The 26188-nt window shown below is 71.1% G+C and carries 25 protein-coding genes; 14 read left to right on the top strand and 11 right to left on the bottom strand.

Annotated elements, in window-relative coordinates; genetic code table 11:
- Nucleotides 1–5: 5 nt before the first annotated feature.
- Nucleotides 6–965, bottom strand: a complete 960-nt coding sequence (locus BLR90_RS11050) for a 1-aminocyclopropane-1-carboxylate deaminase/D-cysteine desulfhydrase (protein WP_091025276.1) — start codon at nucleotides 963–965, stop codon at nucleotides 6–8.
- A 10-nt stretch (nucleotides 966–975) separates the two neighbouring features.
- The gene (locus BLR90_RS11045; protein WP_091025275.1) at nucleotides 976–2394 is read right to left on the bottom strand and encodes a CCA tRNA nucleotidyltransferase; all 1419 of its coding nucleotides are present in this window, start codon (nucleotides 2392–2394) and stop codon (nucleotides 976–978) included.
- A 100-nt stretch (nucleotides 2395–2494) separates the two neighbouring features.
- On the opposite strand from BLR90_RS11045, the gene BLR90_RS11040 reads away from it, so the two are divergent.
- The 7 genes from BLR90_RS11040 to trxA all read left to right on the top strand — a co-directional run bounded on the left by BLR90_RS11040 (nucleotide 2495) and on the right by trxA (nucleotide 11320).
- Complete coding sequence (locus BLR90_RS11040; RefSeq protein ID WP_091025274.1) at nucleotides 2495–4687, top strand: DUF6049 family protein; 2193 nt, start codon at nucleotides 2495–2497, stop codon at nucleotides 4685–4687.
- Nucleotides 4684–6339 (top strand): murein biosynthesis integral membrane protein MurJ, encoded by a 1656-nt coding sequence (gene murJ / locus BLR90_RS11035; protein WP_091025273.1) that lies wholly within the window; start codon nucleotides 4684–4686, stop codon nucleotides 6337–6339. Before BLR90_RS11040 ends, murJ begins: the two co-directional genes overlap by 4 nt.
- Nucleotides 6340–6393: 54 nt before the next feature.
- Nucleotides 6394–8304 carry a protein kinase family protein gene (locus BLR90_RS11030; protein WP_091025272.1) on the top strand — a complete coding sequence of 637 codons (1911 nt, stop codon included), beginning with the start codon at nucleotides 6394–6396 and terminating at the stop codon, nucleotides 8302–8304.
- Entirely contained in the window at nucleotides 8297–8989 is a 693-nt protein-coding gene (gene sigM / locus BLR90_RS11025) for an RNA polymerase sigma factor SigM (RefSeq protein WP_091025271.1), read from the top strand. Before BLR90_RS11030 ends, sigM begins: the two co-directional genes overlap by 8 nt.
- A 53-nt stretch (nucleotides 8990–9042) precedes the next feature.
- Complete coding sequence (locus BLR90_RS11020) at nucleotides 9043–9765, top strand: hypothetical protein (protein WP_091025270.1); 723 nt, start codon at nucleotides 9043–9045, stop codon at nucleotides 9763–9765.
- Nucleotides 9766–9872: 107 nt separating this feature from the next.
- Nucleotides 9873–10883 (top strand): thioredoxin-disulfide reductase, encoded by a 1011-nt coding sequence (gene trxB, locus BLR90_RS11015; protein WP_091025269.1) that lies wholly within the window; start codon nucleotides 9873–9875, stop codon nucleotides 10881–10883.
- Nucleotides 10884–10993: 110 nt separating this feature from the next.
- Nucleotides 10994–11320 carry a thioredoxin gene (gene trxA / locus BLR90_RS11010; protein ID WP_091025268.1) on the top strand — a complete coding sequence of 109 codons (327 nt, stop codon included), beginning with the start codon at nucleotides 10994–10996 and terminating at the stop codon, nucleotides 11318–11320.
- Nucleotides 11321–11350: 30 nt separating this feature from the next.
- On the opposite strand, the gene BLR90_RS11005 is transcribed toward trxA, so the two are convergent.
- The gene (locus tag BLR90_RS11005) at nucleotides 11351–12004 is read right to left on the bottom strand and encodes a GNAT family N-acetyltransferase (protein ID WP_091025267.1); all 654 of its coding nucleotides are present in this window, start codon (nucleotides 12002–12004) and stop codon (nucleotides 11351–11353) included.
- A gap of 82 nt (nucleotides 12005–12086) precedes the next feature.
- Here BLR90_RS11005 and BLR90_RS11000 point away from each other — a divergent pair, with 82 nt between their 5' ends.
- A complete protein-coding gene (locus BLR90_RS11000) occupies nucleotides 12087–13310 on the top strand; it encodes a pyridoxal phosphate-dependent aminotransferase (protein WP_281245390.1) in 1224 nt (407 codons plus the stop codon).
- A gap of 46 nt (nucleotides 13311–13356) precedes the next feature.
- Entirely contained in the window at nucleotides 13357–14130 is a 774-nt protein-coding gene (locus BLR90_RS10995) for a lysophospholipid acyltransferase family protein (RefSeq protein WP_091025265.1), read from the top strand.
- Between the two features lie 179 nt (nucleotides 14131–14309).
- On the opposite strand, the gene BLR90_RS10990 is transcribed toward BLR90_RS10995, so the two are convergent.
- The 8 genes from BLR90_RS10990 to rpmH form a co-directional block, all read right to left on the bottom strand.
- Nucleotides 14310–15275: a ParB/RepB/Spo0J family partition protein gene (locus BLR90_RS10990; RefSeq protein ID WP_091025264.1), complete on the bottom strand. Its 966-nt coding sequence runs from the start codon at nucleotides 15273–15275 to the stop codon at nucleotides 14310–14312.
- Nucleotides 15272–16231 carry a ParA family protein gene (locus BLR90_RS10985; RefSeq protein WP_281245389.1) on the bottom strand — a complete coding sequence of 320 codons (960 nt, stop codon included), beginning with the start codon at nucleotides 16229–16231 and terminating at the stop codon, nucleotides 15272–15274. The genes BLR90_RS10990 and BLR90_RS10985 overlap by 4 nt, the downstream gene beginning before the upstream one ends.
- Nucleotides 16232–16359: 128 nt before the next feature.
- Nucleotides 16360–17094: a 16S rRNA (guanine(527)-N(7))-methyltransferase RsmG gene (rsmG, locus tag BLR90_RS10980; RefSeq protein ID WP_091025262.1), complete on the bottom strand. Its 735-nt coding sequence runs from the start codon at nucleotides 17092–17094 to the stop codon at nucleotides 16360–16362.
- A gap of 36 nt (nucleotides 17095–17130) precedes the next feature.
- On the bottom strand, nucleotides 17131–17805 hold the full coding sequence (locus BLR90_RS10975) for a Jag family protein (protein WP_371863178.1): 675 nt from the start codon (nucleotides 17803–17805) through the stop codon (nucleotides 17131–17133).
- Nucleotides 17802–18917, bottom strand: coding sequence for a membrane protein insertase YidC (gene yidC / locus BLR90_RS10970; protein ID WP_091025261.1), 1116 nt, complete (start codon nucleotides 18915–18917; stop codon nucleotides 17802–17804). The genes BLR90_RS10975 and yidC overlap by 4 nt, the downstream gene beginning before the upstream one ends.
- 3 nt (nucleotides 18918–18920) lie before the next feature.
- Nucleotides 18921–19175 carry a membrane protein insertion efficiency factor YidD gene (gene yidD, locus BLR90_RS10965; protein ID WP_091025260.1) on the bottom strand — a complete coding sequence of 85 codons (255 nt, stop codon included), beginning with the start codon at nucleotides 19173–19175 and terminating at the stop codon, nucleotides 18921–18923.
- On the bottom strand, nucleotides 19172–19516 hold the full coding sequence (rnpA, locus tag BLR90_RS10960) for a ribonuclease P protein component (protein ID WP_091025259.1): 345 nt from the start codon (nucleotides 19514–19516) through the stop codon (nucleotides 19172–19174). Before rnpA ends, yidD begins: the two co-directional genes overlap by 4 nt.
- A 42-nt stretch (nucleotides 19517–19558) precedes the next feature.
- Nucleotides 19559–19696 (bottom strand): 50S ribosomal protein L34, encoded by a 138-nt coding sequence (gene rpmH / locus BLR90_RS10955; RefSeq protein WP_091025258.1) that lies wholly within the window; start codon nucleotides 19694–19696, stop codon nucleotides 19559–19561.
- 567 nt (nucleotides 19697–20263) lie between these two features.
- Between rpmH and dnaA the strand changes: the two genes are divergently transcribed.
- The 5 genes from dnaA to BLR90_RS10930 all read left to right on the top strand — a co-directional run bounded on the left by dnaA (nucleotide 20264) and on the right by BLR90_RS10930 (nucleotide 25937).
- On the top strand, nucleotides 20264–21694 hold the full coding sequence (dnaA, locus tag BLR90_RS10950) for a chromosomal replication initiator protein DnaA (protein WP_091025553.1): 1431 nt from the start codon (nucleotides 20264–20266) through the stop codon (nucleotides 21692–21694).
- Between the two features lie 381 nt (nucleotides 21695–22075).
- Nucleotides 22076–23215 (top strand): DNA polymerase III subunit beta, encoded by a 1140-nt coding sequence (dnaN, locus tag BLR90_RS10945; protein ID WP_091025257.1) that lies wholly within the window; start codon nucleotides 22076–22078, stop codon nucleotides 23213–23215.
- Between the two features lie 43 nt (nucleotides 23216–23258).
- On the top strand, nucleotides 23259–24230 hold the full coding sequence (gene gnd, locus BLR90_RS10940; RefSeq protein WP_091025256.1) for a phosphogluconate dehydrogenase (NAD(+)-dependent, decarboxylating): 972 nt from the start codon (nucleotides 23259–23261) through the stop codon (nucleotides 24228–24230).
- 14 nt (nucleotides 24231–24244) lie between these two features.
- Complete coding sequence (gene recF / locus BLR90_RS10935) at nucleotides 24245–25387, top strand: DNA replication/repair protein RecF (RefSeq protein WP_091025255.1); 1143 nt, start codon at nucleotides 24245–24247, stop codon at nucleotides 25385–25387.
- The gene (locus tag BLR90_RS10930; protein ID WP_091025254.1) at nucleotides 25380–25937 is read left to right on the top strand and encodes a DciA family protein; all 558 of its coding nucleotides are present in this window, start codon (nucleotides 25380–25382) and stop codon (nucleotides 25935–25937) included. The genes recF and BLR90_RS10930 overlap by 8 nt, the downstream gene beginning before the upstream one ends.
- Nucleotides 25938–26188: the final 251 nt, after the last annotated feature.

Genomic DNA, 26188 nt, shown 5'->3' with positions numbered 1-26188 from the left:
TGTGATCAGCGGGGGCCGTGGGTGTTGAGCCAGAGGATCGGGCCGGGCAGCGAGGACCCGCCGGAGGCGGCGAGGTCGCGGATGGCGGCCAGGGACTTACCGGTGTAGACGGGTTCGAGGTCGAGGCCCTGCTCGCGGGCGCGGGCGACCTCGGCGACGGACGCCGGCGTGGGGTCGCCGTACGTCGTGCCGAGCCAGTCGTCGCGCAGGTCGAAGTCACCCTCCTCCAGCTCGGGTACGTCGGTCAGGCCGCGGTCGCGCAGCAGCGCTGAGGTGCGGCGGGCGAGGCGGGTCATCGCGGGGGCGTCGAGCGGGAGCATGTCGTTGACGACCACGCCCAGCACCCGGGTGTCGAGACCGGCGATCCGGAAGCCCACGGTCAGCCCGGTGACCGTGCCGCCCGAGCCGACCGGGACCACGACGGTGCCCGGTGCCGGGAGCTCGCCGGCCGCGACCTGGCCGGCGATCTCGAGGGCCACCTCGACGTAGCCGAGGGTGCCGAACGCGTTGGAGCCGCCGGCGGGCAGGTACCACGGGCGGTGCCGCAGGAGGATCCAGGGCGCGGCCAGCTTGAGCCGGCGCGTCGAGGAGAAGCGGTAGAGCCGCGCCCCCGACGCCTCCAGCCGCGCCAGCTGCTCGCGCACGTGGTCGTCGACCGGCTGGTCGACCAGGCCGAGCACCGTCTCCAGCCCGTGCTCGCGGCCGTAGAGCGCGCAGGCCAGGCCCCAGTGGGTGCCGATACCGCCGACGGTGAACAGCGTGCGCGCGCCGCGCCGCTGCGCCTCCGGGATGATCCACTCCAGCTTGCGCACCTTGTTGCCACCCCAGGCGCCGTCGCCGAAGACCGACTCGTCCTTGAGCCAGACGTCGGCGCCGAGGTCGAGGTGCAGCGGCCGCACCGGTGTCGGCGACGTGCCCAGTGCGACGTACCCCAGTCCCGGGACCCGCTGCGCCAAGCCGCTCATGACCAGTCGCTCATGTCCGGTCGGCCCACCAGGCCAGCAGGGCGGCGCGCGCCTCGTCGTCGGTCATCGGGCCGTGGTCCATGCGCAGCTCGAGCAGGTGCTGGTAGGCCGCGCCGACGTCCCGGCCGGGGCCGATGCCGAGGAGCTCCATGATCTGGTTGCCGTCGAGGTCGGGCCGGATGGAGTCGAGCTCCTCCTGCTCGCGCAGCCGGGCGATCCGCTCCTCGAGCGCGTCATAGGTACGTCGGAGCCGGTCGGCCTTGCGCTGGTTGCGGGTCGTGCAGTCGGCCCGGGTGAGCACGTGCAGCCGCTCGAGCTGGTCGCCGGCGTCGCGCACGTAGCGACGTACGGCGGAGTCGGTCCACTCGCCGTCGCCGTAGCCGTGGAACCGCAGGTGCAGCTCGACCAGCTTGCTCACGTCGTCGATCTGCTCGTTGGAGAACTTCAGCGCCTTCATCCGCTTGCGGGTCAGCTTGGCGCCGACCACGTCGTGGTGGTGGAAGGTGACGGTGCCGTCCTCGACGAACCGGCGGGTGCGCGGCTTGCCGACGTCGTGCATGAGGGCCGCGAAGCGCGACACGAGGTCGGGCTCGCCGCCCAGGCGCTCCTCGAGGTCGATCGCCTGCTCGAGCACGGTGAGGGTGTGCTCGTAGACGTCCTTGTGGCGGTGGTGCTCGTCGCGCTCCAGCGCGAGCGCGGGCAGCTCGGGCAGCACCCGCTGGGCCAGCCCGGTCTCGACGAGGAGCGTCAGGCCGAGCCGCGGGTAGGGCGCGCAGATGAGCTTGACCAGCTCGTCGCGCACCCGCTCGGCCGAGATGATCTCGATCCGCTCCGCCATCGCGGTCATCGCCGCCACCACCGCCGGGTCGACGGTGAAGCCGAGCTGGGCCGCGAAGCGCGCGGCCCGCATCATCCGCAGCGGGTCGTCGGAGAAGGAGTCCTCCGGACGCCCCGGCGTACGCAGCACCCGGTGGGCGAGGTCGACCACGCCGCCGTACGGGTCCTCCAGCCCGCGGCCAGGGACCCGCACCGCCATCGCGTTGACGGTGAAGTCGCGCCGGACCAGGTCGCCGTCCAGGCTGTCGCCGTAGGCGACCTCCGGCTTGCGGGAGGAGGTGTCGTAGACCTCGGAGCGGTACGTCGTCACCTCGACCACCCAGTCGCCCTTGCGGCACCCGATGGTGCCGAAGTCGCGGCCCATGTCCCACAGGGCGTCGCCCCAGGGCTTCAGGATCCGCTCGGTCTCCTCGGGAAGCGCCGAGGTGGCGAAGTCGAGGTCGTGGTAGGGGCGCCCGAGCATCGCGTCGCGGACCGGCCCGCCGACCAGGGCGAGCTCGTGGCCGGCCTCGTTGAAGCGTCGCCCGAGGTCGTCGATGACGGGGGCGATCCGATCCAGCTCGGTCTCGACCGCGCGCTGTACCTCGACCATGGAGAGGACGGGAGGCGGGGCTTCGGGCACGACCGACGAGTCTAGGCCCTGCGGGCCGGGTGGTCAGTCGGCGGCACCGGGTGCCGATAGGCTCGAAGGCGTGGTCAGGTCCTCGCTGTTCGTGCGCGCCCTCGGCACTGCGATCGGGGTCCCGCTGCTGGCAGGCCTCACGCTCGTGGCCGCCCCCGCCCAGGCGGCTCCAGCCAGCCACACGGAGAAGCCCGAGCCCCTCGCGATCACCATCGACACGATGTCGCCGTCCGTCGTACCCCGCACCGGGGACATCACGCTGACCGGCACGGTCACCAACGTCGACACCGAGACCTGGTCCACGATCAGCCTCTACCCGTTCATCTCGGGCGAGCCCATGACCACCGAGGCCGAGCTGCGCGCCGCCGTCGAGGTCCCGGTCAGCGAGGACGTCGGGCAGCGGATCTTCCGCAACGTGCCGCTGGACGAGGTGGCCGAGCTCGCGCCGGGTGAGTCCTACGACTACACGATCGTGGTGCCGCGGTCCCTCTACTCCGTGCCGTCCGGCGGGGTCTACTGGTTCGGGGTGCATGCGCTGGCGGACGGGCCCATCTCCCGCGACCAGGTCGCCGACGGTCGCGCGCGCACGTTCCTGCCCTACGTCCCGGCCAACGCCCAGGGTGAGATCGAGACCGCCCTCGTGATCCCACTGCGCCGCCACGTGGCCTTCGAGGCCGACGGCTCGGTGGCCCACGTCGACGACTGGGAGCAGACGCTCGGCGACGGTGGCCGGCTGCGCGCCCTCGTCGAGCTCGGGGCGGCCGCCGGCAGCGCCCCGGTCACCTGGCTGATCGACCCCGCGCTCCCCGACGTCGTACGCCGCCTGGCGGCCGGCAACCCGGCCCGCTCCCTCGACCCGACCCTGCCACCCGACGCGGAGGAGGAGCCCGAGGGTGAGCAGAGCGACGAGCCGTCGCCCTCGGTCGCCCTGAGCACGCCGCCCGATGCCGAGGACGACCCCGACGACGAGCTCGAGCCGGAGGAGGCCGCCGCCGCCGAGACCGCCAGCGAGTGGCTCGCCGACCTGAGGAGCGCGCTGTTCGGCAACCAGGTGCTCGCGCTGCCGTACGGCGACGTCGACGTGGCGGCCGCCGCCGACCACGACACCCGGCTCTTCGACCTGGCCGTGGCGCGCACCGGCGCGGTGCTGGCCTCGTGGGACGTCCCGACCATGCCCGCCATCGGCTCGCCGAGCGGCTACCTCGACCCCGACGCGATCGCCCTGGCCTCCTCGGCGACCACGACCCTGCTGACCGACCGGATGTTCGGTGACGAACCGCCCGCGGTCGCCGACACCGGGAGCGAGCGGCTGGTGGTCCTGTCCTCGGGCGCGGCGGAGGGCGGACCGCGCCCCGGCGACCGGCTCGCGGGCGTCGCGCTGCGGCAGCGGATCGTCAGCGAGGCCGCGATCCGGATGCTCGACACCGGCGACCGGCCGCTGGTGATGATGCTCCCCCTCGGCTGGCAGCCCGAGGACCTCGACGGGTTCTTCTCCGGCCTCCAGCTCGACTGGCTCGACCTCAGCACCGTCAGCGAGGCGACCGACCGTCCGGCGGCGGTCGTCGACCCGGCCCGCCTCACCTACCCCGAGCGGCAGGCCCGGCGCGAGCTTCGGGAGGCCAACTTCGAAACCGCCCAGGACCTGATCGTCGCCGGCCGGCGCCTCGAGACGATCCTGACCCGCAACGACCAAATCTCCTCGACCGTGACCGACCAGGCCCTGACCAGCACGTCGTACGCCGCGCGTGAGGCGCCGCGGGCGGCGCGCACCGCGACCCGCGAGTCCCAGGAGTGGATCGAGAGCCGGCTCAGGTCGGTGACGGTGGACGCCCCGGTCGGCGTCACCCTCTCCGGCAGCACCGGGTCCTTCCTGGCCACCGTCACCAACGACCTCGACCAGCCGGTCACCGTCGTGGTGACCGCCAGGAGCGACGACGGGATCGACGTGACGGACTCGGAGCCGCTGCAGCTCGCGGCCGACAGCCAGACGACGGTGAGCATCGACGTCCACACCCGACGCCCCGGGGTCCACGACGTGACTCTCCACCTCAGCAACGTCGACGGCGACCAGCTCGGCTCCTTCGACTCGGTCCCGATCCGCTCGGCCCAGGTGAGCACCGTGATCTGGGTGATCATGGCCAGCGGCGCCGGGATCCTCTTCCTCGCCGTCGCCGCGCGGCTGGTCCGCCGGTTCCGGCACCGCAACGACCCCGAGCCCGAGCCTGAGTCCGAACCCCAGCCCGAGCGCGAGCCGGCCGCGTGAGCACCTCCGACGACGAGCGGATGCTGGCCTCCAGCGCCGTGATGGCCGCGGGCACGGTCGTGTCGCGGCTCAGCGGCTTCGTGCGCTCGAGCCTGCTGGCCGCCACCCTCGGGGTCTCGCTGCACGCCGACCTCTTCACGATCGCCAACACGATCCCCAACATGCTCTACATCCTGCTGGCCGGCGGAGTGTTCAACGCCGTGCTCGTCCCGCAGCTGGTGCGCGCCATGAAGCACGACCCGGACGGCGGTGAGGCCTACACCAACCGGGTGATCACGCTCGCCGCGCTCTTCCTCGCCGCCGTGACCGTCGTACTCGTCGTCGCCGCACCCCTGGTCATGTCCGTCGTCCTCAACGCGGAGTACGACTCGGCAGCGCTGGCCGAGGAGCGGCAGTCGGCCATCGACTTCGCCCGCTACTGCCTGCCGCAGGTCTTCTTCTACGGGATGTTCGTGCTGGTCGGCCAGATCCTCAACTCGCGCGACCGGTTCGGACCGATGATGTGGGCGCCGATCGCCAACAACGTCATCTCGGTGGCGGTGCTGGTCACCTACCTCTTCGTGTTCGGCGCCGCCGAGGGCGCCGAGACCGTGGGCCCGTTCAGCACCGACCAGGAGCTGCTGCTCGGCGTCGGCTCGACCCTCGGCATCGCCGCGCAGCTGCTGATCCTGTTGCCCTACCTGCGCAAGGCCGGCTTCACCTACCGCCCGCGCTTCGACTTCCGCAACACCGGGCTCGGCCACACCCTGCGCCTGGGCGTCTGGACGGTGCTCTTCGTCATCGCCAACCAGGTCGCGTACGTCGTCGTGGTCAACCTCGCCAGCGGCGGCACCGCCGACGGTGGCGACGGCACCGGCATCACGATCTACTCCTCGGCGTTCCTGATCATGATGGTGCCGCACTCGGTGATCACCGTCTCGCTGGCCACCGCGGTGCTGCCCCGGCTCTCCGCCCGCGCCGCCGAGGGCGACCTGCGCGGCCTGGCCCGCTCGCTGTCGGGCACGCTGCGCTCGGCGCTGGCCGTCGTACTCCCCTTCGCCGCACTGCTGCCGATCATCGCCACCGACCTCGCCAACGTGGTGTGGGGCCACGGCGCCGCGGCCGACGCCTTCACCCGCTACGTGCCGTCGCTCGCGCTGTTCGGTGGTGGGCTGGTGTTCTTCACCGTCCACTACCTGATGCTGCGCGGGTTCTACGCCCTCGAGGAGACCCGCACCGTCTTCTTCATCCAGTGCGCGGTCGCCGTCACCAACATCGTGGCCGCGGTCGCGCTGGTCGCCGCCAGCAACGACGAGGACACCTCGCCCGCACTGGTGCTCGCCTACACCGCGGCGTACGTCGTCGGCTCGGCGATCTCGTACGCCGTCCTGCGCCGGCGGCTCGGTGGGCTGGAGTCGCCGCGCCTGGTCCGCTTCGTCGTCCGGCTGCTCCTGGTCGTCCTGGTGTCGACCGGGGTCGCCCTGCTGGTGGCGCTGGGGCTGCACTCGCTGACCGACAGCCCGCCGTGGCCGGTCGCGGCGCTCCAGGCAGCCGCGATCACCGCGGCCGACGTGCTGGTGTTCGTGCTCCTGGCCCGGGCCTTGCGCCTGCGCGAGGTCACCTCCGTCATCGAAACGGTAACGCGCCGGTTGAGCCGCACCCGCGCGTCGTGAACCGTCCTACGATGACCAACACGGGGACCTGGACAGGGACATGAAGGGACGTTAGTGCCGCACTCGATCCGGCCCGGCGACGTCCTCGCCGGCCGCTATCGGCTCGTCGACCTGCTCACCGAGAGCGGCGGCGCACGGTTCTGGCGCGCCCACGACCGCGTCCTCGAGCGGCACGTCGCCCTCCACGTCATCGACGCCGGCGACCCCCGCGCCCCCGGGCTGCTCGAGGCGGCCCGCCGCTCCGCCACCATCCTCGACCGCCGGATCCTGCGCGTGCTGGACGCCGAGACCGTCGACGGCCTCTGCTACGTCGTCAACGAGTGGGGCTCGGGCACGTCCCTCGACATCCTGGTCGCCAGCACTGGCCCCCTCGAGCCGCGCCGGGCCGCCTGGCTGGTCGCGGAGGTGGCCGACTCGGTCGCACGCGCCCACGACGCCGGCGTGACACACGGCCGGCTGGTGCCCGAGAACGTCCTGGTCGACCGCAACGGCGAGATCCGGGTGATCGGCTTCTCCGTCGACGCCGCGATGCACGGGCTGACCGGTTTCCGGCCCTCGGTCGACACCTCCGACCTGGCCGGGCTCCTCTACTGCGCCCTGACCGGCAAGTGGGCCGGGGTGTCGGCCTCGGCGGTCCCACGCGCCCCGCTCGAGCACGGCGAGGTGCTGCGTCCGCGCCAGGTGCGCGCCGGCATCCCGCGCCCGCTCGACAGTCTGTGCGACGCCGTACTGCACACCCAGGCCAACGGCCAGCCCACCAACCGGGGCCGCGAGCTCGTCGCAGTCACGACCGCCCGCGAGATCAGCGCCTACCTCGACGACTTCGTGGGAGACCCCGCCGGCCTGCCCGAGGCCCTGCTCGCGAGCATCCCCGCCCCGGCCCGGGGTGACCAGCTCGTGGTGCTGCCGGCCGTACCCGAGATCCTGGCCCGCGACAGCGGCGAGCTGCCCGCCGTACCCCACGCGGAGCCGGAGCACCCAGAGCCCGAGCCCCCGCCGGAGCCCGAGGACGAGCCGGAGCCCGAGGAAGAGTCGGAGCCCGACGACGAGCCGGAGGACGGGGGGCTGCGCACCCAGGCCGGGATGCCGATCTTCGACGACGACTCCGACGACGTGTCCTGGCTGCAGTCCCGGGCCACCCCGGCGCCACCCCCGCCGCCGTTCGAGGAGCCTCCGCAGCGACCGCTGTTCGCGCCGACACCGGCACGCGGTGAGCCCGTACGCCGGCCGCGACCGGGTGGTGCCTCGACCAACGGCGGCGTGGAGTACTGGCCCTGGGCCGACACCGGAACCGGCACCGGCCGGACCACCGGCAGCGGCCTGACCCCGGTCGTCGACGACGAGCCACCGCCGGGCCGGAGCTGGCTGCGCCTGGCCGCCGCGATCGCCGCCGGCCTCCTGCTGCTGGTCGCCATCGTCGTGGCCTACAACCTCGGGCGCGGCAAGACCGTGCTCGGCGCCGAGGTTGACGACGACCCGACCCCCACCCCGAGCGCCACTCCGTCGGCGGAGCCGACGCTGCTGGGCGGCCTGGTGGCCGACGACCTCGACCCGCAGGGCACACCGGAGCCGGAGGAGAACAGCGACGACGCGCCGCTCGCCGTGGACGGCAAGGTCGACACCACCTGGTCGACGTCGAGCTACCAGCAGCAGCTCGGCCCCGGCGGACTGAAGACGGGTGTCGGCCTGAGCATCGACCTCAAGGGCATGCAGACCGTGACCTCCGTCGACGTCACCCTGGTGGGCGCACCCACCGGGATCTCGCTCTACCTCTCCGACGCGGCCCCCACCGACGTCGAGGGTCTCCAGCGCGTCGCCTCCACCACGGCCGAGACCGAGACCGTCACCATCACGCTCTCCGAGCCCGCCGAAGGCCGGTTCCTCGTCGTGTGGCTGACCGCGCTTCCCCCCGACGGGGCGGAGTTCCGCGGGACCATCGCCGAGGTGGCGGTCCGGGGTGAGTGACCACGACGCCGTCGACCCGACCGACGCCGAGCTGCTCCAGGCCCACGTCGACGGCGACCGCGAGGCGTTCGGCGTCCTCTTCGCCCGCCACCGCGACCGGCTCTGGGCCGTGGCGCTGCGCACGATGGGCAACCCCGAGGACGCCGCCGACGGGCTCCAGGACGGGCTGATCGCGGCCTACCGCCGAGCCGCGTCGTTCCGCGGTGACGCCGCGGTCACCACCTGGCTGCACCGGGTCGTCGTCAACGCTTGCCTCGACCGGATCCGGGCCGCCAAGGTCCGGCGCGCCGACCCGCTGCCCGACGACCTCGAGGAGTACGGCGACCGCGGGTCGCTGGCCACCGGTGGAAGCGCCGGCGACGACGGTGACCCCGCGGAGGCCGCCGTACGCGGCGAACGCCAGCAACGCGTGCTGGACGCCCTGTCCGGCCTGCCGGCCGAGCAGCGGGCCGCCCTGGTGCTCGTCGACATGGAGGGCTACCCCGTCTCCGAGGTCGCCCTGATTCTCAACTGCGCCGAGGGCACCGTGAAGTCGCGCTGCTCCCGCGGACGGGCCAAGCTGGCGGTCACGCTGGGGCTGCTGGCGCCCGGCCGTGACCCGGACCACCCCGACCCGGGGAACCCGGCCGCGTCCGCCCCCGTCAGATCAGCACGGAGCCCACGAGGCCCACCCACCCCCGACTGAGCACCACGGCACCGCTTCGCACCGCACCACCACGACCCCTGGAGACTGTCCCGATGTCCGACGACCACGAGCTGAGCCCCGAGCAGGAGCGCGTCCGCCGCCTGCTGGCCCAGGCGCGCGTCGAGGACCCGATGCCCGACGACGTCGCCGAGCGTCTCGACCGCGTCCTGGCCCGGCTCGCCGACGAGGAGGGCGAGTCCCCCGCGACGGTGGTCGACCTGGCCCACCGCCGCCGGCGCAAGGCCGCGACCCTGTTGGTCGCCGCGGCCGCCGTCGTGGCTCTCGGGGTCGGCGTCGGCAACCTCGTCCCGGGGACGGTCAGCAGCGGTGACGATGCCGGGAGCGCCGCAGAGGCCCCGGAGGCCGAAGCCGCCGGTGACGCCGACAGCAGCCTTCGCAACGGCGTCGACGGAGTGGCGCCCGGGAACCAGTTCAGTGGCCCGGCGTCCGACCGGCCGCAGCGGGTCCGACCCAACTTCTTCGCCGACGACGTCGCCCGGCTGCGCGCACAGCAGCTGGTCAGCATCACCGACAGCAACGGCAACGTCGAGAGCCAGGCCGACCCGCCGCCCCAGGAAGCCCCCTTGGGGACGGCCAGCGGCGTGTTCGTGTGCGACGCAGCACCGTATGGCGCGGGCCAGCTGGTCGCGGTGCGCTACGCCGGGGTGCCCGCCGTCCTCGCGTACCGCCCTCCGGCCGGTGACACCCAGGTCGTCGACCTGCTCGAGTGCGGCACCGCCGCGATCCTGCGCTCGGTCACCCTGCCCGTGCCCTGACCGGCCCTGGGCCGCGGGCGGCGGGAAGAATGCTCCCCTACGATCGGTTGAAGCAAGTGCGCCCTGAGGCATCCCCAGGGCCCGACAAGCGACGAGAGTTGGACGGCATGTCTGAGACCCGCAACGTGATCATCATCGGCTCCGGCCCCTCCGGCTACACCGCGGCGGTCTACGCCGCCCGCGCCAGCCTCCAGCCGTTGGTCTTCGAGGGCTCGGTGACCGCCGGCGGCGCGCTGATGACCACCACCGAGGTCGAGAACTTCCCCGGCTTCCGCGACGGCATCATGGGCCCCGCGCTCATGGACGAGATGCGCGCGCAGGCCGAGCGCTTCGGCGCCGAGCTGGTCTCCGACGACGTCGTCGAGGTCGACCTGACCGGCGACCTCAAGGTCGTCAAGACCGCCACCGACACCTACACCGCGCGGGCCGTCGTACTGGCGACGGGCTCGGGCTACCGCAAGCTCGGCCTCCCCAACGAGGAGGAGCTGTCCGGGCGCGGGGTGTCGTGGTGCGCGACCTGCGACGGGTTCTTCTTCCGCGAGCAGCACATCGCCGTCGTCGGTGGCGGTGACTCGGCGATCGAGGAGGCCACGTTCCTCACCCGTTTCGGCTCGAAGGTCTCCCTGATCGTGCGCCGCGGGGAGCTGCGCGCCTCCAAGATCATGCAGGAGCGGGCCTTCGCCGACCCCAAGCTCGAGATCGAGTGGAACTCCGTGGTCGAGACCATCAACGGCTCCGACCGCCTCGAGTCGGTCACCCTCAAGGACACCGTCACCGGCGAGACCCGCGACCTGCCCGCCACCGGCCTGTTCATCGCGATCGGCCACGACCCGCGCTCCGAGCTGCTGACCGGGCAGGTCGACCTCGACGACAACGGCTACGTGCTGGTGAAGCACCCCTCGACGGCCACCAACCTGCCCGGCGTCTTCGGCGCGGGTGACCTGGTCGACCACCACTACCGCCAGGCGATCACCGCGGCCGGCACCGGCTGCGCCGCGGCCCTCGACGCCGAGCGCTACCTCGCGGAGCTGGACCACGCCGCCGTTTCCGGCGCCGAGGCGCAGACCGCGGTCGCCGACTCGGCGCTCACCGAGACGGTGCAGACCGCCGGTCTCTGACGCCGTTTGGTCCCAAACCGCAGGTCGACACCCGCGTGTGGGGAACATGCGTCCGACCGGTGGTGTTCACTATCAACAGACCTCTGAGTTGAACCGAGAAGGGATATGCCGTGGGCAACATCGAAGCCGTGACCGACGCCGAGTTCGAGGCGCAGGTCCTCAAGTCCGACAAGCCGGTCCTCGTGGACTTCTGGGCCGAGTGGTGCGGCCCGTGCCGCCAGGTCGCCCCGATCCTCGACGAGCTCAACACCGCGCACGGGGACAAGATCACGTTCCTCAAGATGAACGTCGACGAGAACCCCGTGACGCCGTCGTCCTACCGGGTCACCGGCATCCCGACGATCAACGTCTACCAGGGTGGTGAGGTGGTCCGCTCGATCGTGGGCGCCAAGCCCAAGGCCGCGCTGCTCAAGGAGCTCGAGTCCTTCATCGCCTGACGGTTCTCTGACGCAGCATCCGCTCCACCGTCACCGCTCACCCGGTTCGCCGAGTGAGCGGTGACTGCTTTCCGGGCTCGGCTTCGGCGCCGGACGTACGGCGCCCAGCAGCCTCTCCACCGCGGCCTCGACCTCGTCGCGCCAGGTGAGCGCCGAGCGCAGCTCCATCCGCATCCGCGGGGTCAGCGGGTGCGGCCGGTGGGTCTTGAAGCCGACGCCGCCGAGGAACTCGACCGGCGCCAGGCACGAGCCGACGCCGGGCGTGGTGGTGCCGAACGCCTCCACGGCGCGGATCCCACCGCGCAGGATCAGGTCGCGGGCCATGCCCTGCACCAGCATCCGGCCCAGCCCACCGCCCGCGTGCGCCGGATCGACGTACGCCGTGGTCAGCAGCACCGCGTCCGAGGAGACCGGGGCGGTGGGGAACCCACCGGCGCCGGGGACGTACGCCTCCGGGGCGTAGACGAGGTAGCCCACCGGTTCGTCGTCGACCAGCGCCACCCGGCCGCACGAGCCCCACTCGCGCAGCACCTCCGAGAGCCACGCCTCCTTCTCGCCGGCCGCCGCCTCGTCGTCGACCCGGCCCCGGCGTACCGGGTCGAGCTCCCAGAACAGGCAGGTGCGGCAGGGCCCGGGCATCCGGGCCAGGTGGTCGACGGTCAGCTTGACGACCTTGCGAGACATGCGCACCTCCCCTGTCGGGCGGGACGACCCACGGGACCGCGACCTGGGACTGCGGGTGAGCCGCGGGGGTCCTCCTGAGAGGATGACACTCGTGCGCCCGATCCGGCAGAGCCGCAAGCTCCACAACGTCCGTTACGACGTGCGGGGACCCATCCTGGTCGAGGCCCAGCGGCTCGAGGCCGAGGGCCACCGGATCCTCAAGCTCAACATCGGCAACCCGGCGCCGTTCGGCTTCGAGGCGCCCGAGGCGATCCTCGCCGACATGATCCACCACCTGCCCGAGTCGCAGGGCTACAGCGACTCGCAGGGCATCTACTCGGCGCGCACGGCGGTCTCGCAGTTCTACCAGCAGCAGGGACTGCTCGACGTCACCGTCGAGGACGTCTTCATCGGCAACGGCGTCTCCGAGCTGATCTCGATGGTGCTCCAGGCGTTCGTCGACGACGGCAACGAGATCCTGGTCCCCGCGCCCGACTACCCGCTGTGGACCGGGGCGGTGACCCTCGCCGGCGGCGTGCCCGTGCACTACCTGTGCGACGAGGACGACGACTGGAACCCCGACCTCGCGGACATCGAGTCCAAGATCACCGAGAACACCCACGCGATCGTCATCATCAACCCCAACAACCCCACGGGTGCCGTCTACAGCAAGGCCACCGTCGAGGGCCTGGTCGACATCGCGCGCCGCCACGAGCTGGTGGTCTTCGCCGACGAGATCTACGAGAAGATCCTGTTCGACGGGGCGGTGCACCACCACGCCGCGAAGGCCGCCGGTTCCGACGTACTGTGCCTGACGTTCAGCGGACTCTCGAAGTCCTACCGCGTGTGCGGCTACCGCGCCGGCTGGGTGATGATCTCCGGCCCCAAGGAGCGCGCGACCGACTTCCTGGAGGGCCTCACCCTCATCGCCAACATGCGGATGTGCGCCAACGTGCCCGCGCAGCACGCGATCCAGACCGCGCTGGGCGGCTACCAGTCGATCCAGGAACTGATCGGGCCCGGCGGCCGGTTCTACGAGCAGAGCATTCTGGCCCACCGGCTGCTCAACGACATCCCCGGTGTGTCCTCCGTACGCCCTCAGGGGGCGCTCTACTGCTTCCCGCGGCTGGACCCCGAGGTCTACCCGATCGAGGACGACGAGGCCTTCGTCATCGACCTGCTGCGCGCCAAGAAGCTGCTGGTCACCCACGGCACCGGCTTCAACTGGCCCACGCCCGACCACTTCCGGCTGGTCACGCTGCCCGACGTGGCAGTGCTCGAGGAGGCGATCGGCCGGATCGCCGACTACCTCGCCACGCTTCGCTGACTGCATCCTGGGCTGACCGCACCCCCCACGCTCAACGAGGAGCACCATGCGCGACATCACCTACCCGCCGATCATCCTCACGGCCAAGACCCTGTTCCGGGTCCTGGGGCAGCGCTTCGAGATGACCGGGACCGAGCACGTGCCGAAGACCGGCGGCGTGCTGCTGGCCTATAACCACATCGGGTACGTCGACTTCGTGTACGGCGGGCTCGCCGCCAACCCCTCCGGCCGGCTGGTGCGCTTCATGGCCAAGCGCGAGATCTTCGACAACCGGTTCGGCGGGCCACTGATGCGCTCCCTGCACCACATCCAGGTGGACCGCGGCGAGGGGCTGGCGTCGTACCACACAGCGCTGGACTACCTGAAGAACGGCGAGGCGGTCGGGATCTTCCCCGAGGCGACGATCTCGCGGGCGATGGAGCTCAAGGAGTTCAAGTCCGGTGCGGTGCGGATCGCGGCGGCGGCCGGGGTACCGCTGGTGCCGGTCATCCTCTGGGGTACGCAGCGGATGATGACCAAGGACCACCCCCGGGACTTCTCGCGCGGCAAGACCATCGCCATCCGGGTCGGCCAGCCCCTGCACCCGACCGGCGACGACCCGGTCGCCGAGACCGCCGAGCTCCACCGGGTGATGTCCTCGATGCTCGACGAGACCATCCGCACCTACCCCGAGGCCGAGCAGCCCCCGGGCTCCTGGTGGCTCCCGGCCCGCTACGGCGGCTCGGCACCCACGCTCGAGGAGGCGGCCGCGCTCGACGCCGCCGAGAAGCGCGACCGCGCCGCCCGGCGTGCCGCCAAGCGCGCCGCCAAGGACTCCTGACCCCACCCCCGCTGCGCCACCCCACCCCGGGTCGCCCGGATAGTCCCTCACATCAGCGCGACTTGGATCGATCCAAGACCACTCTGGCGTGAGGGACTATCTCAGTTTGCGCAGGTGAGAGGCTCGTACCGACATGGCGACTAGTCGATAAGTGGGTTTGTCGACAAAGCGACAGGTGGCTAGATCGGCCGGTCGTTGCGGTTGCGCGGGTCCATGATGTCGATGATCCGGCGCAGGTCGTCGAGGGAGGCGAACTCCACGGTGATCTTGCCCTTGCGCTGGCCGAGGTCGACCTTGACCCGGGTCTCCAGCCGCTCGGAGAGGCGCTCGGCGAGGTCGGCCAGGCCGGGTGCCGTGGGCTTGCGCCGGGTGACCCGCTGGCCGGAGCCCTTGAGCTCGCCGACGGCCACGATCTCCTCGAGGCCACGGACGCTGATGCCCTCGGCGACGACTCGCTGGGCGAGCCGGTCCTGGATCTCCGGGTCCTCGACGGCCAGCAGCGAGCGGCCGTGCCCGGCGGAGAGGACCCCCGCCGCGACGCGGCGCTGGACGGCCGGGCTGAGCTTGAGCAGGCGCAGCGTGTTGCTGATCTGCGGACGGGAGCGCCCGATCCGGCCGGCGAGCTCCTCGTGGGTGCAGGAGAAGTCCTCGAGCAGCTGGGCGTAGGCCGACGCCTCCTCCAGCGGGTTGAGCTGCGAGCGGTGGAGGTTCTCCAGCAGCGCGTCGCGGAGCATGTCGTTGTCTTCGGTCTCGCGCACGATCGCGGGGATCGCGGTGAGGCCGGCCTCCTGGGAGGCGCGCCAGCGGCGCTCGCCCATGACCAGCTCGTAGGCCTCCGGGCCGGTACGCCGCACGACGACCGGCTGGAGCAGCCCCACCTCACGGATCGAGTGGACCAGCTCCGACATCGCCTCCTCATCGAAGACCTGCCGCGGCTGCACACGGTTGGGCTGTACCTGGGTGATCGGCAGCTCGGCGAAGTAGGCGCCCGAGGCGACCTGGTCCGGCGCCGGTGTCTCCGCGGTCGAGCCGGCCTCGCCCGACGAGGCGGGGGCCCCTGGGGTCCCCGGAGTCTCGGGCGGGGCGGTCGGGATCAGGGAGCCCAGGCCACGGCCCAGGCCACGGCGCTGCGTCGGACGGTTCACGCGCGGACTCCCTTGGTCGCGATCTCGCGGGCGGCCTCGAGATAGCTCAGCGCCCCGGGGGAACCCGGGTCGTAGGTCATGACCGTCTGGCCGTACGACGGCGCCTCGGAGACCCGCACGGAGCGTGGGATCGAGGTCTTGAGCACCTGGTCGCCGAAGTGCTCGCGCACCTCCTCGGCCACGCCGGCGGCCAGCCGGGTACGGGCGTCGTACATCGTGACCAGGATCGTGGAGACGGCCAGGTCCGGGTTGAGGTGGGCCCGCACCATGTCGACGGTCTCCAGCAGCTGGCCGAGGCCTTCCAGGGCGTAGTACTCGGCCTGGATCGGGATCATCATCTCGGCGCCCGCGACCAGCGCGTTGAGCGTGAGCAGCCCCAGGGAGGGCGGGCAGTCGATGAAGACGAAGTCGTAGCGCTCGTCGCCGACGTCGGCAGCGGTCCCCACGAGAGGATGGCCGTCGATCGCGCGCTTGAGCCGGCCCTCGCGGGCGACCACGCTGACCAGCTCGATCTCGGCACCGGCGAGGTCGATGGTCGCCGGCACGGCCCACAGCCCCTCGACGTCCGGGCACGGCGCGACCACGTCGGCGAGCGGAACGCCGTCCACGAGGGCGTCGTACGTCGAGGGCACGCCGCGTCGGTGCTCGACGCTCAGCGCGGTCGAGGCGTTGCCCTGGGGGTCCAGGTCGATGACGAGGACCCGCTGTCCGAGCTGGGCCAGGCCGGCGGCCACGTTGACGGTGGAGGTCGTCTTGCCCACGCCGCCCTTCTGGTTGGCCACCACGAAGACCCGGGTCGCGTCCGGGCGCTGCAACGAGGGTCGGGTGTGTGCCTGCTGGCGAGCCAGGATGCTGTGCTGGGCCGCTCGCGCTAGGGGGGTGCCCGCGTCGTCGAGGGCGGAGCTCGTCGAGGCGAGCTCGCCCGCGGTCCGGACCGCGAACGGGCTCGGCGGCACCCCTTCGCCAGCTGTTTCACGTGAAACATCGTTGTTGTCCGCGTTCTCCCCTGCCTGTGGAGAACTGGTCTGAACCTGTGGATAGTCAGGCTCAGACGGCGGTGTGGCACCGGTGGAAAACTCCTCGGTCACTCGTTCCGCCTCTGCTTGCGTTTGGTTCTGGAAGGCGCCGCGCGCCTCGGGGGCGTCTGGGCCATCGGCCAAGATACCCGCGCCGGCTCGGCCCAGGTAACTCGCACCGCGACGGTTATGGACGACAGTAGGTCCTCACCGAGGATGTGCACCTCGGGAGCAGCACAACCCAGGTCCGCGAGGACGCCGGCGGACGCCTCGATCTCCTCGGCGACCGACGAGCCCTTCATCGCCACCAGTGCACCGTGGGGGTCGACCAGCGGCATCGACCAGCCGAGCAGCCGCTCCATCGGAGCCACCGCCCGGGAGGTCACCACATCGAAGCGCCGCTCGCCGTGAAGGACCTCCGCCCGGCCCCGGACGACCTCGACCTGCTCCAGCCCCAGCTCGGCCACGGCCTCCTCGAGGAAGGTGGTGCGACGTAGCAGTGGCTCGACCAGCGTGACCCGAAGGTCGGGACGAGCGATCGCCAGGACCAGGCCCGGGAGGCCGGCACCGGACCCGATGTCGCAGACGGTGGCGTCCTCGGGCAGCAGGTCGGCCAGCACCGCGCAGTTCAGCAGGTGCCGCTCCCACAGGCGGGGCGCCTCCCGCGGACCGATCAGGCCACGGACGACCCCGTCGGTGGCCAGGAGGGCGGCGTAGCGCTCGGCGAGGGGTAGTCGCTCAACAGAAAACACCCTCCGCGCCACGTCGGGCGCGGAGGGTGTCAACGGGTCGGTCTCGCTCATCACGGACAACCGTGTTTCACGTGAAACATGCGTGGACTACGCGGGAACGATGACCACGAAGCGTCGCGGCTCGGCACCCTCGGACTCCGAGGACAGCCCGGCAGCGGCCACGGCGTCGTGGACGACCTTGCGCTCGAACGGGCTCATCGGGTCCAGGGACACCGGCTCGCCGGTCTCCTTCACCTGGGCGCATAGCCGAGCGGCCAGCGCCACGAGCTGCTCACGCTTGTCGGCCCGGTACCCGGAGATGTCCAGCATCAGGCGGGAGCGGTCGCCGGTCTCACGGAACACCGCGAGTCGGGTGAGCTCCTGCAGCGCCTCGAGCACCTCGCCGTCCGGGCCGATCAGCTGGCTCAGGTCGGCACCCACGATCGACACCGCGGCACGGTCACCGTCGACGTCCATGTCCAGGTCGCCGTCGAGATCGGCGATGTCGAGGAGCTCCTCGAGGTAGTCGGCGGCGATGTCACCCTCGCGCTCGAGCTGCTGGAGGCGCGAGGCCCGAGCCGGGGCCGGCGTCTCGTCGTCACTCTCGTCGGAGTCGTCGCCGTCCTCCGCCACCTCAGCAGCGTCAGCAGCGTCAGCAGCGTCAGGGGCCCCAGGGGCCCCTGAGGCGTCAGGGGCGTCCTCGGACGTCTCGGGGGAGTCGTTCTCGCCCACCTCGGTGACCTCGTCGGTCTCGGTGGTCTCGGTGTCGACGTCGGCGCTCATGGGGTGTCTCCCTTGTCCTTGTTCTGGTCAGTCTTCGGTTCGGGGGCCTTGCCGGCCTGTTTGCCCTGGCCCTGCTGGCCCTGCTTCTGCTGGCGCTGCTGACCCTGCCGCTTCTGGGCGGCCTGGCTCTTCTGCTGCTGCCTGAGCTGAGCCTGACGCTGGGCCTTGGTCAGCCGCTTGGGCTGTTCACGCACGGCGGGGCGCGTCTCGACCTCGGGCTCAGGCTCCGCCTCGGCCACGAGCGGCTTGCCGTGCTTGAGCGCCTTGGCCTTGTCGCGGTCGAGCTTGGCCTGGGCCGCCGGCGTGCCGGGGGCCGGGTTGTTGCGGATCACGTAGAACTGCTGACCCATCGTCCACAGGTTCGAGGTGGTCCAGTAGAGGAGGACACCGATCGGGAACGCCACGCCACCGAGACCGAACGCCACGGGGAGGATGTAGAGCAGCATCTTCTGCTGCTGGGCGTAGGGACCGCTGAGCGCGTCGGCCGGCATGTTCTTGCTCATCAGCTGGCGCTGGGTGGTGAACGTGGTCGCGGTCATCGACAGCACCAGGACCAGCGCGACAGCCATGACCAGGCCGTTGGCGTCCGGGTTGCCGCCCCAGGTGCGGGCGCCCCAGAAGGAGTCGGAGATCGGGATCGCGCCGAAGATCTCGGACTTGCCGAACTTCGCGGCCAGGTCCTCGGTCAGGAACCCGTGCGCGGTGCCCTTCTTGGCCGCCTGGTCGAGCAGCCGGAACAGGGCGAAGAAGATCGGCATCTGCAGCAGGATCGGCAGGCACGAGGCGAACGGGTTGGTGCCCGTGTCCTTGTAGAGCTTCATCGTCTCCTGGGCGAGACGCTCCCGGTCGTGACCGTACTTCTTCTGCAGCTCCTTGACCTTGGGCTGGATCAGCTGCATGTTGCGGCTGGACTTGATCTGCTTGACGAACAGCGGGATCAGCGCGACCCGGATCACCAGCGTCAGCCCGATGATCGACAGCGCCCAGGCCAGACCACCCTCGGGGTCGAGGCCGATGTGGGTGAACACCCAGTGCCAGGCGAGCAGGATCGCCGAGATGGCGTAGTAGAGCGGCGTCATGATGAAGCTGCCGATGTCGCCGAAGATTCCCACGGATCAGGCTCCTTGGTGCGTCGAGGTCGAGTTGCCCGCTGCGACGCGGGGAGGAACGGGGTCGTAGCCGCCGGCGGCCCAGGGGTGGCACCGTGCAAGCCGGCGCACGGCGAGCCAGCCGCCTCGGACCGTACCGTGCTGCTCCACGGCCTCGAGCGCATAGGCCGAGCAGGACGGGTGGTAACGGCACACCTGCCCGTAGAGCGGGCTGATCACGGCGCGGTACGCCTTCAGCAGTCCGATCACGACGTACTTCATGCGGCGTCCCTCGGTAGCAACCGTCCCAGACAACGATCGAGGTCGGCGGCCAGTTCCGCCGCCGAGGCGGCGCCGGCCGCGGGCAGCGCCCGGACCACGAGCGCGCCGGAGTCCGGGAGCGAGGTGAGCTGCTCCCGGACGAGGTGACGTAGGCGGCGCTTCACACGGTTGCGGACGACGGCGTTGCCGACGGCCTTGCTGACGACGAACCCCACGCGGGGGCCAGATAGGTCGGTGAGCGCCAGGTGCACGACGAGCGTGCGCGAGGCCGACCGCCGTCCCGTGCGGGAGACCAGACGGAACGTCGCGGCGTCTGTGAGCCGGTGCTCCGTGGACAGCACGGGATGGCTGCGTCAGGCCAGCAAGGCCGGAGGACGCAACCCTCAGACGGCCAGGCTCTTGCGGCCCTTGCGGCGGCGCGTCGAGAGGATGGCGCGGCCGGCGCGGGTGCGCATGCGCAGGCGGAACCCGTGCACCTTGTGGCGACGACGGTTGTTCGGCTGGTACGTACGCTTGCTCACGAGCTTGTCTCTTTCAGTTGGTTCAGGAGGAAGTCACGCGGCTGGATCGGCAGCGCCTGGCCACTGGGACGAGGCCCGTGGGCCGGTTCGGCTGGCACCGCCCACCCACGGAAACTTCTGACTCTCCCGTGGACATGCGGCACCGGTCGACACCCGGTGACCGGCCAACGGTACGCGTTGGCGTTCCACAGGGTCAAACCCGTGCGACCCCCCGCCGGGATGCTTCTCCACATGCTCTCTCGAAGCCTGTGGATGACGGGTTGCCGGAGCCCGTTGAGGCGGGTTAGGTTCGTGACACCGAGGTTCCCCCGCATCCTCGGAAATCTCCGAATCGGCCCCGTTTGTGACCCCCGCCACATTGGACGGAAAAGGGCACCTGACCTGCGACGATGCTCGACTCGGTGGCCTCCGGATGCGTCTCGGACCGACTCTGTCCACAGACTGAGGGTCGGGTTCACACCCTGTGGACAAACTTGTGGAGACAGCACGGGACGGCGCCAAGACGGCGTGCGGACAAAGCTCGGGCACGTCCCGAGGAGGAAAGGCGGCGGGAACCCGGTGGAGCAGATGATGTCGGAGCTGGACCAGGCATGGCGTCAGGTCGTCGACGACCTGCAACCCAACCAGCGGGCGTGGCTTCGTGCCAGCAAGCCGGTGACCCTGCACGAGAACACCGCGATCATCGCGGTGCCCAACGACTTCACCCGGGTTCAGCTCGAGGGCCGGCTGCGTGGACAGCTCGAGGACGCGCTCACGGAGAGCTTCGCGCGCGAGATCCGGATCGCGGTCACCGTCGACGCCAGCCTCGACGACGGGCAGCCCATCCCGGACCACCGGAGCCAAGACGATTCGGAGACAAGTCGAGAGATCGACATGTCGACAATTCCGCAGGTGCAGCCCCTGCCTCCCCCGCAGTCCCGCCTCCCCGAGGCGACCGAGCAGGTCAAGGGCAGCGCCCTGGAGACCCGGCTCAACCCGAAGTACACCTTCGAGACCTTCGTCATCGGCAGCTCCAACCGGTTCCCCCACGCCGCCGCGGTGGCCGTGGCCGAGGCGCCCGGCAAGGCCTACAACCCACTGCTGGTCTACGGCGACTCCGGGCTGGGCAAGACCCACCTGCTCCACGCGATCGGCCACTACGTGCGCAGCCTCTACGCCGGCGCCAAGGTGCGCTACGTGTCGAGCGAGGAGTTCACCAACGAGTTCATCAACGCGATCCGCGACGACCGGCAGGACCGGTTCAAGCGGCGCTACCGCGACGTCGACGTACTCCTGATCGACGACATCCAGTTCCTGGAGGGCAAGACCCAGACCCAGGAGGAGTTCTTCCACACGTTCAACACGCTCCACAACGCCAACAAGCAGATCGTGCTGACCTCCGACCGGGCGCCCAAGCGGCTCGAGGCGCTCGAGGACCGGCTGCGCAACCGGTTCGAGTGGGGCCTGATCACCGACGTGCAGCCGCCCGACCTCGAGACCCGGATCGCGATTCTGCGCAAGAAGGCCGCCATGGACCGGCTCACCGCGCCGCCGGACGTGCTCGAGTTCATCGCCTCCAAGATCCAGACCAACATCCGCGAGCTCGAGGGCGCGCTGATCCGGGTGACGGCGTTCGCCAACCTCAACCGTCAGGAGGTCGACATGACCCTGGCCGAGATCGTGCTCAAGGACCTGATCCCCGAGGGCGGCGAGCCGGAGATCACGGCGTCGCTCATCATCGCCCAGACCGCGGCCTACTTCGGGCTCTCCATCGAGGAGCTCACCGGCCCCAGCCGCGGCCGGCACCTGGTGATGGCCCGCCAGATCGCGATGTACCTCTGCCGCGAGCTGACCGCCCTGTCGCTGCCCAAGATCGGCGCCCAGTTCGGCAACCGCGACCACACGACGGTGATGTACGCCGACCGCAAGATCAACCAGCTGCTCGCCGAGCGGCGTGCGGTCTTCAACCAGGTCAGCGAGCTCACCAACCGGGTGAAGATGCAGGCCCGCCAGTCCTGAGCAGCTCCTCTTGCGACGACCACCTGGCTGTGGACGACGGTGCTCCCGGGGTCCGAACTACACGGGGAGGATCTGTGGACGAGCGAGCAGCACCGTCCGGCGGCGTCGCCTCATTCCACACAGACAGCGGGCTGTCCCAGATCCATCCACAGGTTCGTCGATAGCGAATAGCGCCTCTGACCTGCATAGATGTTGTTCATCCACAGTTTCCACCGTTGCTATGACTACGACGGACCTCTATCTGCTCAGGTCATCGGTGAACATCCATCTGGACCCCTGCCTGGGGATGACTCGTGCGGGTCGGACCTACGTGGCAGGATGCGCATCCCAAGAACTCCCGCAACACAACCCAGCAAACTCTGCCGTCCCGAAGGATCCATCGTGAAGTTTCGTGTCGACCGCGACGTGCTCGCCGACGCCGTCGCCTGGGCTGCCCGCAGCCTGCCGGTCCGTCCCAGCGCCCCGGTCCTGGCCGGGCTCCTGATCGATGCGACCGACGACGGGCTGGTGCTGTCGACCTTCGACTACGAGACCTCCGCGCGCGCCACGCTCGCCGCTGAGGTGAGCGACGAGGGCCGTGCCCTGGTCAGTGGCCGGCTCCTCGCCGACATCTGCCGCAGCCTGCCAGCCAAGCCGGTCGACATGGCGATCGACGGTGCGCGGGTCACGCTGACGTGTGGTTCGGCCCGGTTCACGCTGCAGACGATGCCGGTCGAGGACTACCCGACGATCCCGCAGATGCCGGTCGCCACCGGCACCGTCCAGAGCGACGTCTTCGCGCACGCCGTGGCCCAGGCGGTCACCGCCGCCGGCCGCGACGACATGCTGCCCGTGCTTACCGGTGTCCGGATCGAGATCGACGGCTCCACGATCTCGCTGCTGGCCACCGACCGGTTCCGGCTCTCCCAACGCGAGTTCAACTGGGACCCACGCTCCCCCGACGAGTCGGTCGCAGCCCTGGTCCCGGCGCGTGTCCTCGGCGACACCGCCAAGTCGCTCACCGCGGGCAGCGAGGTCACGATCGCCCTCTCCGCGAGCGGATCGGGCGAGGGTCTGATCGGTTTCGAGGGCACCGGACCCGGCGGGCTTCGTCGTACGACGACCCGGTTGCTGGACGGCGAGTTCCCCAAGGTCCGCAGCCTGTTCCCCGCGGAGAAGCTCACCGTCGCGAAGGTCGACAAGGCCGCGCTGATCGAGTCGGTCAAGCGCGTCTCCCTCGTCGCCGAGCGCAACACCGCCGTGCAGCTGGCGTTCAGCGACGGCGTACTCACCCTCGACGCCGGGTCGGGTGACGAGGCCCAGGCCTCCGAGTCGATCGAGGCGCTGATCGAGGGCGAGGACATCACCACCGGCTTCAACCCGCAGTTCCTGCTCGACGGCCTCACCGCCATCGACGAGCCGGTCGTCGAGCTCGCCTTCACTCAGGCCTCCAAGCCGGTGGTCCTGAGCGGCTCGGTCGAGGACGGCGGCAACGACAGCGGGTTCCGCTACCTGCTCATGCCGAGGCGCCTGCTTTCCTAGGGGTGGCAACCCCTCACGCTCGGCAGACCCTCGGAGGACACGCATGGAGATCGGACTCGTCGGGCTCGGCAAGATGGGCGGCAACATGCGCACCCGCATGCGCAACGCCGGCCTCACCGTCGTGGGCTACGCCCGCGACCCCGCCGTCCGCGACGTCGACTCGCTCGCGGCCCTCGTCGAGGCGCTCCCGGCGCCCCGCGTGGTCTGGGTCATGGTCCCCGCCGGCGCCGCCACCGACGACGTGGTCACCGAACTGAGCGACCTGCTCGACGAGGGTGACCTGATCGTCGACGGCGGCAACTCCCGGTGGACCGACGACGAGATCCACGCGCAGATGCTCGCCGAGAAGGGCATCGGGTTCGTCGACTGCGGAGTGTCCGGCGGCGTCTGGGGCCTCGAGAACGGTTACGCCCTCATGTACGGCGGCACGACCGACGACGTCGCCAAGGTTCAGCCGGCCTTCGACGCCCTGCGGCCCGAAGGCGACTTCGGCTCGGTCCACGCTGGCAAGGTCGGCGCCGGGCACTTCTCCAAGATGGTCCACAACGGCATCGAGTACGCGATCATGCAGTCCTACGCCGAGGGCTGGGAGCTGCTCGAGAAGGTCGACCTCGTCGACAACGTCACCGAGGTGCTCCGGTCGTGGCGCGAGGGCACGGTCATCCGGTCCTGGTTGCTCGACCTGCTGGTCGCCGCGTTGGACGAGAAGCCCAACCTGGAAGGGATCCGCGGCTACGCCGACGACTCCGGCGAGGGCCGCTGGACCGTCGAGGCCGGCATCGAGAACGCCGTTGCCACCCCCGCGATCACCGCCGCGCTCTACGCGCGCTTCGTCTCCCGCCAGGACGACTCCCCGGCCATGAAGGCGATCGCCGCGATGCGCAACCAGTTCGGCGGCCACGCCATGCAGACCGACGCGCCCAAGGGCGGCGACGCGTCCGGTGGCACCCCCGACCAGTCCGCCGCCGCGACCCAGGCCGGGTCCGGCGACGACTCCGCCCCGGCCGAGAGCTAGCCAGAACGCCCCACGTGTACGTCTCCCACCTCACGCTGCACAACTTCCGCTCCTACGGCTCCGTCGACGTGCCGCTCGAGGCCGGCGTCACCGCGTTCATCGGCCGCAACGGGCAGGGCAAGACCAACCTGGTCGAGGCGATCGACTACCTCTCGCGGCTGTCGTCGCACCGGGTCGCCACCGACGCGCCCCTGGTCAGGGCCGGCTGCGACCAGGCGATCGTGCGGGCCGCCGTCGTGCGCGACGGCCGGACGGCGGTCCTCGAGGTCGAGCTCAACCCCGGCAAGGCCAACCGGGCCCGGGTGAACAAGTCGCCGCTGCCCAAGTCACGTGACCTCGTCGGCCTGGTCCGCACCGTGGTGTTCTCCCCCGAGGACCTCACCCTGGTCAAGGGCGACCCGTCCGACCGGCGCCGCTTCCTCGACGACCTGTTGGTGCTGCGTACGCCGCGGCTCGCCGGCGTCCGCGCCGACTACGACCGGATCCTGCGCCAGCGCAACTCGTTGCTCAAGACCGCCGGCCACGCTCGGCGCGGCTCGACCGGCCAGGAGTCGGCGCTCTCCACGCTCGGCGTGTGGGACTCCCACCTCGCCCACACCGGCGCCGAGCTGCTGCGCGAGCGGCTCGCCCTGGTGGCCACGCTGCGGCCCTACGTCGGCAAGGCCTACGCCACCGTGGCGCGCGGCGCGTCGCGCGACGACGCGGAGATCGACTACCGGCCGTCGTTCGAGCTCGGCGACGACCTGGAGGCGAGCCTGCTCGCGGAGCTGGAGCGCCGCCGCGGTGACGAGCTCGACCGCGGCATCTCGCTGGTGGGTCCGCACCGCGACGAGCTGCTGCTCACCCTGGGTGCGCCCGCGGAGGCAGGCGGCGTCAGGCTTCCGGTGAAGGGCTACGCCTCGCACGGGGAGTCGTGGTCGTTCGCGCTGGCGCTGCGGCTCGCGTCCTACGACCTGTTGCGCTCCGACGGCGACGACCCGATCCTGATCCTGGACGACGTGTTCGCCGAGCTCGACACCGAGCGACGCGGCCAGCTCGCCGAGCTGGTCGCCGGCGCCGAGCAGGTGCTGGTCACTGCCGCGGTGGCCGACGACGTACCGGTGGCGCTGGCGGGGGTCCGCTACGCCGTGGGCAACGGGGAGGTGACGCGTGTCTGACGAGGAGCTCGACCCCCCCGATCCCGAGCAGCCCGAGGAACCCGAGGAGCCGCACGCCGACGACGGGCTGGACCTGGCGCGGTCGCTGACCCGGGCGACGGCCGGCTCCACACCGCGGCGCAAGGCACGGATGCGCGGCAAGGACCGGCCGGCGTCGCCGCGCAGCCGGGTCAGTGGTGCCCACCCCGACGACCGCGACCCGCAGACCCTGGACAGCACCCTCGCCCGTCTGGTCGACGACCGCGGCTGGGAGCTCGACCTGCGGATGCGGGGCGTCTTCGCGCGCTGGCCCGAGCTGGTCGGCGACGAGGTCGCCGCACACTGCCACCCCGAGACCTTCACCGACGGCAAGCTCGTGGTGCGCACCGACTCGACCGCCTGGGCGACCCAGCTGACGCTGCTCGCGCCGAACGTCGTACGCCGCCTCAACGAGGAGCTCGGGCACGGCACCGTGGTCGTGATCGACGTCGTCGGACCACACCTGCCGAACTGGAAGAAGGGCCGCCGCTCGATGCGTGACGGCCGGGGTCCGCGAGACACCTACGGCTGAGCCCCTCAGGGGTCGCGGCGGCGCCCGGACCAACGGCCTACCAGGCGATCTGCGGGCCTCGTCTCCGTATGGGTACCCGTCTGACCCCCTGTTCGGGCCTCGAATCGGCCACGGAGAGGCGCTCAGAGCCCTTTTTCATCCACAGATCCCCCCACAGTCGGGGGTGACACGTGGAATGCGGGCTTTTAACCGGTAGCATGGCTATCGGTTGCCGTGACTGGTTCAGCCCGGGAGCAGCGACCTTCTGTGTG

Source organism: Nocardioides szechwanensis (assembly GCF_900103935.1).
GTDB classification, from domain to species: Bacteria; Actinomycetota; Actinomycetes; order Propionibacteriales; family Nocardioidaceae; genus Nocardioides; species Nocardioides szechwanensis.
Note: the sequence above shows the minus strand (reverse complement) of the source record. Positions and strands in the feature narration are given on the sequence as shown.

What these genes read in the sequence shown, in the direction of transcription:
- BLR90_RS11050 (WP_091025276.1), bottom strand. Translation starts at nt 965, where the DNA reads ATGAGCGGCTTGGCGCAGCGGGTCCCGGGACTGGGGTACGTCGCACTG.
- BLR90_RS11045 (WP_091025275.1), bottom strand. Translation starts at nt 2,394, where the DNA reads ATGGTCGAGGTACAGCGCGCGGTCGAGACCGAGCTGGATCGGATCGCC.
- BLR90_RS11020 (WP_091025270.1), top strand. Translation starts at nt 9,043, where the DNA reads ATGTCCGACGACCACGAGCTGAGCCCCGAGCAGGAGCGCGTCCGCCGC.
- trxB (WP_091025269.1), top strand. Translation starts at nt 9,873, where the DNA reads ATGTCTGAGACCCGCAACGTGATCATCATCGGCTCCGGCCCCTCCGGC.
- BLR90_RS11005 (WP_091025267.1), bottom strand. Translation starts at nt 12,004, where the DNA reads ATGTCTCGCAAGGTCGTCAAGCTGACCGTCGACCACCTGGCCCGGATG.
- BLR90_RS11000 (WP_281245390.1), top strand. Translation starts at nt 12,087, where the DNA reads ATGACACTCGTGCGCCCGATCCGGCAGAGCCGCAAGCTCCACAACGTC.
- BLR90_RS10995 (WP_091025265.1), top strand. Translation starts at nt 13,357, where the DNA reads ATGCGCGACATCACCTACCCGCCGATCATCCTCACGGCCAAGACCCTG.
- rsmG (WP_091025262.1), bottom strand. Translation starts at nt 17,094, where the DNA reads ATGAGCGAGACCGACCCGTTGACACCCTCCGCGCCCGACGTGGCGCGG.
- BLR90_RS10975 (WP_371863178.1), bottom strand. Translation starts at nt 17,805, where the DNA reads ATGAGCGCCGACGTCGACACCGAGACCACCGAGACCGACGAGGTCACC.
- yidD (WP_091025260.1), bottom strand. Translation starts at nt 19,175, where the DNA reads ATGAAGTACGTCGTGATCGGACTGCTGAAGGCGTACCGCGCCGTGATC.
- dnaA (WP_091025553.1), top strand. Translation starts at nt 20,264, where the DNA reads ATGATGTCGGAGCTGGACCAGGCATGGCGTCAGGTCGTCGACGACCTG.
- gnd (WP_091025256.1), top strand. Translation starts at nt 23,259, where the DNA reads ATGGAGATCGGACTCGTCGGGCTCGGCAAGATGGGCGGCAACATGCGC.